This window comes from Arthrobacter sp. Bi26, assembly GCF_918697925.1.
Classification (GTDB): domain Bacteria; phylum Actinomycetota; class Actinomycetes; order Actinomycetales; family Micrococcaceae; genus Arthrobacter.
In genome coordinates this window covers 24,831-32,333 of sequence record NZ_CAKKMF010000062.1, presented here as the reverse complement: position 1 = coordinate 32,333, position 7,503 = coordinate 24,831, and the positions used below count along the sequence as shown (strand labels likewise).

The window sequence follows — 7,503 nt, the reverse complement described above, 5'->3', positions numbered from 1 at the left end:
CCCCCTAACCCACCCGCACGCCCGAAAAGGGCGGCCATCTTCACCTCAGTGAGAAGCCGCCTTTTTCGTCCCTGCCGGGAGGCACTCATCGGCTTTGCGGTGCCGTATCACATCGGCACATCTCAGTCGCATAAGACCCAACTAATTTGGCTATAAAGCAACAACGCCAGGACGCGGATCGCTCTGCACTGTTCGCCGCGAAACAATGACTACGCCCTTCCAACCATGGGAGCCACCATGACAACGCTTTACACCGCAACCCCCAGCAGTAAAACCACCCTCCGCAAAGTCACCGGCGCCGCCGCTGCCGGCACCGTCGTTGAATGGTTTGATTTCGCGATCTACGGATTCCTCGCCCCCGTCATCGCAAGAACGTTTTTCCCGGCCGGGGACCACATCACCGGCCTGCTGCAGACGTTCGCCGTGTTCGCCGTCGCCTTTGCCCTGCGACCCCTGGGCGGCGCCTTCTTCGGTGCCCTCGGAGACCGCATTGGCCGGAAAAAGGTTCTTGCCTTGACGGTCCTTCTGATGTCCGGCGCAACCGCGACCATCGGACTTCTGCCGTCCTATTCCAGCATCGGCATCTGGGCCGCCGTGTTGCTGACCTTGGCCCGCAGCGTTCAGGGTCTGTCCGCGGGCGGCGAGTACGCCGGCGCGGTCACCTACGTGATCGAACACGCCCCCGCAGATCAACGGTCTCGCTACAGCAGCTGGATGCCGGCGGCAACCTTCGCCTCGTTCTGCGGTGCAGCCCTGTTGTGCTATCTGCTCACGGCCAACCTTCCGGCGGAAGCCATGGACAGCTGGGGATGGCGCGTCCCGTTCCTTGTGGCGGTTCCGCTTGGCCTCGTCGCGTTCTACATCCGGCAGAGGCTGGACGAGAGCCCGATGTTTCTGGAAGTGCTCAATAGCGCAACCGCAGTACATGCGCCCCTTCGCCAAACCCTGCGCCTGCAATGGAATCCCATGCTGGCCCTCGGCGGATACATCAGCCTGACGGCGCTGTCCTTCTATACGTTCTCCACGTACATGACCACGTTCCTGCGGGAGGTTGCGCATCTACCGGCCGACCAGGTCCTCATGAGCAACGTCATCGCCTTGGCGTTTGCCGCCGCGATGGCACCGGTCCTAGGCAGGGTCTGCGACAGGGTCGGTCGTCGAACCACAATGGTGGCTTCCTGCCTCCTTCTAGGCGGCCTGGCGGTCCCCGCCTACCTGCTCGCCTCCACCGGGGGATTCGGCAACGCGCTGGCCGGCCAGCTCCTGTTGGCCCTGGGTGCCGTGACGGCCAACGTGGTGACGGCAGTCCTTTTGTCGGAAGTGTTCCCGACGGCCGTCAGGTACACAGCCTCGGCCATCACCTACAACGTCAGCTACGCGATCTTCGGCGGAACGGCACCTTTTGTCGCCACGTTCCTGATCGCCAGTACGGGGAACAAGCTCGCCCCCGCCATCTACCTCACGGCCATTGCCGCTGCGGCGCTGCTGGCTGCTTTCCTGCTGCCGGAAACCAGCGGCCGTTCGCTGCGGGCGTCATCTGTCGCAGAGCAAGATTCCGGGGCTGACGCCGCGGTAGCTCCCGACGGCGAGATGCAGCGCAGGGTCTGAGCTGCGACTGCACCGAGTCTGTGCCGCCGGCCCGCGCACCGGGAAACGCGGTCAATGAACGTGGACTCGACTGGCGGATGTCAGGGTGATTGTGACACCGCTGGTGTTTAGGTAGTCAAGAGTAGATCTCGCACGCGCCCGGCTGGTGTCTTCCAGCCGGGCGTTTTGCGTGGGCGGCCGTTCCCGAAGCCTCAGCCGTTTTTCTTCCAGCGCTTCGGCCACTTCACGTTCATCAGGAGCAAGCCAAGCAGGAGCGCGTCGACGGTCATGATTCCCGCCATGAGATAGGCCCACCCGGCCATCATGGCTTTACCGCCGACCGGCGGTCCGAAGTGCGCGCGTGTACCAGAATGCCCATAACGATCTCCTGACGTGGATCCCCCCAGTCACTCGATAGTCCCCCAAGTGTGCCACCGCGCCGCCCCGGAGGGAACCGCGCCGCTGCCTGGCTCAAGCTTTTCACAAGCTGACGCGCGCACGGCGTAATGAATGCAACTCAGTCTCGTTGACTGCAACGATCGTTCTGCGGCCTGGCAGGTGTCCGCTGAACTCCTCTGTCGCGGTTTCCTCGGAGTAATTTGTAAGACGGAAAACAAAAAGCATTGACTGTGTCACAGGTCACGCCTAATCTGGTGCAACAGCGTTGCACTGATTGCAACCCCAAAACACTTTGGTGGACACATGAGTAACGAAACTTCCTCCCCGGCCCCACTTGCGGGGCCGATCGGCCCGGAGTCGAATAGCGGGCATGGCAGTACTTCCTCCGGACAGGCCACGTTGAGCGGCCGTGTGGGCCCGGGCGGGCAAGATCCCGTGGTCAGCAGGGAGACCCGACGGCGGGTGGTCGCCGCAAGTTTCATCGGGAACTTCGTCGAATGGTTCGACTACGCCGTCTACGGCTACCTGGCCGCAACAATCGCCGCGGTCTTCTTCCCCGAGTCCAATCCCCAGACCGCGCTTCTGCTGACTTTCGCCCTGTTCGCCATCTCGTTCCTGGTGCGGCCACTCGGCGGCTTCGTCTGGGGCCACATTGGTGATCGGGTGGGGCGCCGGACCGCGCTTTCCCTGTCAATCCTGATCATGTCCGGAGCGACCTTCTGCATCGCCCTCATCCCGGGGTATAACGCCATCGGCATCTGGGCCCCGATCCTTCTCCTGGTGGTCCGCGTCGTCCAGGGCTTCTCCGCCTCGGGTGAATACGCCGGCGCGTCCGCCTTCCTGGTGGAGTACGCCCCGGCCAACAAACGCGGCCTCTACGCTGCGGTGGTTCCGGCCAGCACGGCCGCGGGCCTGCTGCTCGGCTCCCTGCTCGCGGGCCTGCTGACCATCCTGCTCAGCGCCGAAGCGATGCAGAGCTGGGGGTGGCGACTGCCGTTCCTGCTCGCCGCCCCGATGGGCCTGATCGGACGCTACATCCGCACCAAGCTGGAAGACACACCGGTGTTCCGCGAACTGGCAGAGGAGGACCAGGCCATCAAGGCCCCGGTATCCAGCCTCTTCCGGAACCACTGGCGGTTGCTGCTGAAAGCCGTCGGAGCCGTGCTGCTCAACGCCGTCGGGTTCTACGTGATCCTGAGCTACATGCCCACGTACCTGTCTTCGGAACTCGGTCTCGGCGCGGCCGAATCCTTCCTGGCCACCACCATCGCCCTGGTGACGTACATCGGGTTTATCTTCCTGACCGGAATGCTCTCGGACCGCTACGGCCGGAAAAAGGTACTCATCGCCGCATCCCTGAGCTTCATCCTGCTGACCGTGCCAGCCTTCGCCTTGCTGGGCACTGGGAACTTCCTGGTGATCGTCCTGGTGCAGATCCTGCTGGGCGGCATGCTCACGCTCAATGACGGCACGCTTCCGAGCTTCCTGGCGGAAATGTTCCCCACCCGTGTCCGCTACAGCGGCTTCGCCGTCAGCTTCAACCTCTCCAACGCGCTGTTCGGCGGCACTGCGCCGTTCATGGCGACGCTCCTGATCGCCGCGACAGCCAATGACCTGGCGCCGGCCTGGTATCTGTCCGGCGCCGCGGCCATCTCCCTGATCGCCGTCGTGCTCTCCCGTGAAACCAGCAAGGAACCGCTGCGCCACGACTAGCCGGCCGACGCCCCAATTTTTCCCCTCCAAAGAACAGCACCGCAGAAAGGCACCACCACCATGACCATCACAACCTCCAACAACGCTTCATCCATCGCCGAACTGGAGCGACTGAAAGTCCTGCACAACGGGCAGAAGGAAAAGCTGACCTTTTCCAACGCCGAATTTGAGCGCCGGCTCGGCGGACTGCGCCGCATCATGGCCGAGAAGGACCTGGACGCCGTCGTCCTGACCAGCTACCACTCCATCAAGTACTACTCTGACTTCCTCTTCACCTACTTCGGCCGGTCCTACGCCATGGTGGTCACCAAGGACGACACCGTGACTGTCACGGCCAACATCGACGCCGGCATGCCGTGGCGGCGCAGCTACGGCGACAACGTGGTGTACACAGACTGGCGCCGGGACAACTACATCTTCGCCATCCAGGAGGCGCTGCGCACCCGCGGCATTAACCCCCGCCGGCTCGGCGTCGAAGACGATTCGCTCCCGCTGGACAACCGGAACAAGATCCAGGCGGCGTTTGCCGGGGCCGCCCTGGTGGACGTGGCCCAGGCCGCGATGCGCCAGCGGATGATCAAATCGGCCGAAGAGATCGAGGTGATCAAGCACGGAGCCCGCATCGGCGACCTCGGCGGCGAAGCCATCCGCAACGCCATCACCGCCGGCATCACCGAATACGAGGTCGCCCTGATCGGCACCGAAGCCATGGTTCACGAAATCGCCCGGACCTTCCCGGATTCGGAAATCCGTGACACCTGGGTGTGGTTCCAGTCCGGCATCAACACCGACGGCGCCCACAACTGGGCCACCACGCGCAAGATCCAAGAACACGACATCCTGTCCCTGAACTGCTTCCCCATGACCTCCGGCTACTACACCGCACTGGAGCGCACCCTGTTCTACGGCGAACCCGACGCCCGCTCCCTGGAACTGTGGAACATCAACGTAGAGGTCCACAAGCGCGGCCTCGAGCTCATCAAGCCGGGAGCTGTCTGCAAGGACATCGCCGCCGAGCTGAACGAGATCTACGTGGGTCACGGACTGCTTGCCAACCGGACGTTCGGCTACGGACACTCGTTCGGCGTCCTGAGCCACTACTACGGCCGCGAAGCCGGACTGGAACTCCGCGAGGATATCGACACCGTGCTGGAACCGGGCATGGTGGTCTCCATGGAACCCATGATCACGGTCCTGGACGGACAGCCCGGCGCCGGCGGCTACCGTGAGCACGACATCCTGGTGGTCGGTGAAGACGGAGCCGAGAACATCACGAAGTTCCCCTTCGGCCCCGAATACAACATCGTGGGCGCCTGACCCCCACACCCCCAACAAGGGACGGACAGAGAAGCGGCGCCACGTCCACCGTGGCGCCGCTTTTCGGCCTTCATACGGAATGATGGTAGACACCATGACCCCAGCAGAATCTCCCGAGACTACCGGAAACGGCGACACCAAGGGCACCTCCGTCATCGTCAACGCCATCGCCGTACTGCGAACGTTCACGCCGGACGAACCGCTGCTCGGCGTCACCGAGATCGCCAACCGGGTGGGCCTGCACAAGAGCACCGTTTCCCGGATCCTGGCCACCTTCGAACAGGAACACCTGGTGGAACGGGACCCGGAAACCCGCCGCTTCCGGCTGGGGCTGGGACTGATCGCCGTCGCCGGACCGTTGCTGGCCGAACTGGAAGAACGGCGTGTGGCCTACCCGGTCCTGCGTGAACTCACCGAACAGACCGGCGAAACCGGCGCCCTCATGGTGTGGAACGGCGCCGAATCAATGTGCGTGGAGCAGATCGCCAGCCACCACCAGATCAAGCACGCCACCCCGCTGGGCGCCCGGTACACGGATGCCATGAGCGCCTCCGTGCAGGTCTTCCTGTCTGCCGAGGCCGCCGAACGTGTCCGTACGCTCCTGCGCAGCGGAGCGATCAGCTACCCGGGACTCGATGACGCAGGCCTGGACGGCTACGAGATGAAGCTCAAGGATGTGGCGGCCCGGGGCTGGGCCATCAACTATGGCGAATCCTCCATCGACGAAGTGGGCGTGGCTGCTCCCGTCTATGACCACCGCGGCGACGTCGTGGCGGCTGTCCTGATCTCGGCGCCCCGGTTCCGCGTCTCCCGCGAACGGCTGCAGGGACTGGGCGAAGCGTGCGCGGCTGCGGCCGACAAAATCACCAGGCGGCTGGGCGGCCGCGCGTCCCGCAGCAGCGACTGACGCCGGGCCGGCAAGCGCAGCCCACCCGCCTCAGTTCAGCCGGGCCAGCCGCGTGGCCAAATGCAGCGCCGCGAGCCGGCCCGTTCGCCGGGGGTCGCCGCCGCACAGCTCGAAGATCCGCTGCAGCCGCTGATGCATCGACTGCCGTTCCACGTGCAGTTCCCTGGCCGCCTGGGCGGTGTTGCATCCGGAATCCAGCCAGGTGGCCAGGGTATCGAGCAGTCGCGAATTGCGTTGGGCATCATGGTCCAGGAGTGCGCCAAGTTGCCGGCGCACGAAGTTCCGCCGTTGCTCGGTGTCCAGGCTTCCCACCGCGAGGCGTTCGACGGCGAAGGCCTCGGAATCGATCACGGGACAGTGCGGGCCTGCTGCCCCCGCCGGTGACTGTCCCAGCGTGTCCGCCAACTCCAGCGTGAGCCTGGCTTCCGACAGGGACCAGGGAGCTTCCGATATCCCGGCGGACATCGGGCCAACGGCAACGAGCGTGTCGGCCAGTGCGGGCAGCCCACGCAGGCCGGCCAGGAGTGCGTGCCGGCTTTCGCGCGGATTATCGCCCGGGAGGACGGCCACCGCCAGGAGCTCGGCGTTGTCGACATAGGTGGCGCTCGGCTGCGCCCCGCGGGTCAGAAGACGCTCCACGGGAGCCCGGAGCTGTTGGAGCATGTCGGACCGGATCACGATGGCCAGGAGCGCGGCAGCCGGCGGAATCCCCGCCGCGGAAGCCAGCTGCTGGAGCCGCCAGGCCTGGCTGCCGGAATCTATCGCGCGAAGCAGGGCCGCCCCGGCGACTTCCTTGAGCCCGGGAGACATCCGCTGCAACAGTGCCAGGGCCAGGATGTCCACTGAGCGGTTCCCGGCTGTACGGGCCAGGTTCTCGTCCTCGCCCGGCGGGATCCGGAGCAACAGCTGCGCAGCGAGAATGCCGCGGATCGGAACGTCGATGTGGATCAGGCGTGCCTGCTCCTGCGGCCCCAGGGCGGAGGCGTCGGCGTCGGCGGCCTCCGGCTGTCCCGGGGTTGCGCTGGCCAGGGTCGCACCTGAGACGGACGTCAGGGTCACCTCGGCATGGGTGATACCGGCCAGCACGGCGAGAATCCGGTCCAGGCCGCCGCCGTGTGCCAGCTCGACGGCCATCGCGTGACTGGCCTCGTCTGCCCGCCGCAACTGGGACACCGAGTCGCTGACCAGCATCGAATTGATGGCCTGCATGACCCCGACAAACGGCACCACACCGCGAAGTTCGATCAGCGGAAGGCCGGCTGCTTCGGCGGCCGCCACCATCGAGGACGGCAGCGACGGAAGGGCCGCCCCGGTCTCGATGGCTACGGCCGCCACACCCCGCTCTGCCAGCTGGCGAACGTAATTGACCTGCCGCTCCTCAGAGGCGAGGGCGAGAGCTTCCCCGCCTGTCAGCAGAAGCTCCCCGCCGGCCAGCAAGGGCGCGATGTCGATGATTTCACTGGAGTGGATCCACCGCAGCTGGGTCCTGGCGGCAGCCCCTGCCGCTGCCCGGATGATGGGATCGGCGGCCGCCAGCGTCGGATGGTTCAGGGCGTCTTCAAGACGAATGGACATGACAC

General features: G+C 65.2%; 5 protein-coding genes. 4 read left to right on the top strand and 1 reads right to left on the bottom strand.

Going from position 1 to position 7,503, the window contains the following annotated elements; translation table 11 throughout:
• Positions 1 to 237 precede the first annotated feature (237 nt).
• From LQV16_RS16095 to LQV16_RS16080, 4 genes are all read left to right on the top strand, one after another.
• Positions 238 to 1,608, top strand: a complete 1,371-nt coding sequence (locus LQV16_RS16095; RefSeq protein ID WP_229994909.1) for an MFS transporter — start codon at positions 238 to 240, stop codon at positions 1,606 to 1,608.
• A gap of 681 nt (positions 1,609 to 2,289) precedes the next feature.
• Positions 2,290 to 3,699, top strand: a complete 1,410-nt coding sequence (locus LQV16_RS16090) for an MFS transporter (RefSeq protein ID WP_229994908.1) — start codon at positions 2,290 to 2,292, stop codon at positions 3,697 to 3,699.
• Between the two features lie 60 nt (positions 3,700 to 3,759).
• The gene (locus LQV16_RS16085; RefSeq protein ID WP_229994907.1) at positions 3,760 to 5,016 is read left to right on the top strand and encodes an aminopeptidase P family protein; all 1,257 of its coding nucleotides are present in this window, start codon (positions 3,760 to 3,762) and stop codon (positions 5,014 to 5,016) included.
• A gap of 94 nt (positions 5,017 to 5,110) precedes the next feature.
• Positions 5,111 to 5,923 carry an IclR family transcriptional regulator gene (locus tag LQV16_RS16080; protein WP_229994906.1) on the top strand — a complete coding sequence of 271 codons (813 nt, stop codon included), beginning with the start codon at positions 5,111 to 5,113 and terminating at the stop codon, positions 5,921 to 5,923.
• Positions 5,924 to 5,953: 30 nt separating this feature from the next.
• On the opposite strand, the gene LQV16_RS16075 is transcribed toward LQV16_RS16080, so the two are convergent.
• Positions 5,954 to 7,498 (bottom strand): PucR family transcriptional regulator, encoded by a 1,545-nt coding sequence (locus LQV16_RS16075; RefSeq protein ID WP_229994905.1) that lies wholly within the window; start codon positions 7,496 to 7,498, stop codon positions 5,954 to 5,956.
• Positions 7,499 to 7,503: the final 5 nt, after the last annotated feature.